The organism is Mycobacterium sp. TH-M82 (genome assembly GCF_057473605.1).
In genome coordinates, this window is the sequence record NZ_JBYCKY010000294.1 from 1 (window position 1) to 1,105 (window position 1,105).

Below are 1,105 nucleotides of genomic sequence, written 5' to 3' on the forward strand. Positions count from 1 at the left end.
TGCCGTTGCCTCCCGGACAAGCCTCCCGAGATGGGCCGACCAAGTTTGTTTCGGTGGTGCTCCGTCATCTGCGCTCCGGCGTGGTGGTCGTGGACGGTGACACCGAGGAGCTGCTCGACATGGCGGATGGCGTGTGGTGCGTGCTCGACTGCGATCCCACCTACTTGTCGATTCCGGAGCTGGGTGAGCGGTATCAAGCGCTGCGAGAACGCGTGGGAGAACGGCTCATCACGGTGTTGAACCGATGGACGCCGGATGCCACGTATCCGAGCGATGTGTTTGAGCATCCTGTAAGACTCCCGTATCGCCATCCTGAGACGATGCAAAAGGCCCTATGGCAAGGCACGCTGGCTCCGCCGCTTCCGGAGGCAGAGGCCCTACAGCTCATGGACAGAGGTCTGAAGAAACAGGGGGATTGACATGAAATCCGGAGTGAAATACACGCTGGCAGGGATGTTGTTTGTGGTGGGCATTGGGGGGAGTGTCGTGTGGAGCGAGTTCGTTGCCCCAAAACTCAACAGCGAAGCCGTGTGGGTGGCCACAGAGTCGCTTTCCCCCAATCACGTGCTCGGTCCAGCACAAGTGCACAAGGAAATGCTCCCGCGTTCGGACGTGCCGATGGGTGCTGTGACGCACGTCCAGGCGTGGCTTGGCGAGTACACGACCGAGTCGCTGACGCCTCGACAAGTCCTCACCACGGCTGATTTGGAAAGCGATCCGTTTGCGATAACGCCAGGCACGGTGGATGTGCCGCTTGACGCATCGTGGATCGCCTCTGTGTCCCCGACGCTTCGCGCTGGAGACCGGGTGACCTTGACGTTTTTACCGTCGCAGGTCGCCAAGACGGGGAGGCCGACGCTGACGAGCTTCTCCGACGTGTTGGTGCTGTCTGTGCACACGTCGAACAACCGGGAAGTTGTCACGGCCACGCCGACTCACGGGCCCTCTGGGGTAGGGGCGCCGGTGAACGGCCTTGGGGTTCCGAATGAGGTGGATGTCAAATTAACCCAAGATCAGATGCTTGCCCTCGCCGAAGCGGTGGCGAGGGGAGAAAAGGTGCTCATTTCCGGAAGCTAAGGAGGCGAAACATCGGATGCAGATCGTC

General features: G+C 60.7%; 2 protein-coding genes. Both read left to right on the forward strand.

Features of this window, described 5'->3' with window-relative positions; translation table 11 throughout:
- The coding region (locus tag AC2VON_RS09300) for a hypothetical protein (protein WP_486952691.1) at nucleotides 1-419 on the forward strand (419 nt) is incomplete at its 5' end.
- A gap of 1 nt (nucleotide 420) precedes the next feature.
- A complete protein-coding gene (locus AC2VON_RS09305; RefSeq protein ID WP_486952692.1) occupies nucleotides 421-1,077 on the forward strand; it encodes a CpaB family protein in 657 nt (218 codons plus the stop codon).
- The last annotated feature ends 28 nt before the right edge of the window (nucleotides 1,078-1,105 follow it).

What these genes read in the sequence shown, in the direction of transcription:
- AC2VON_RS09305 (WP_486952692.1), top strand. Translation starts at nt 421, where the DNA reads ATGAAATCCGGAGTGAAATACACGCTGGCAGGGATGTTGTTTGTGGTG.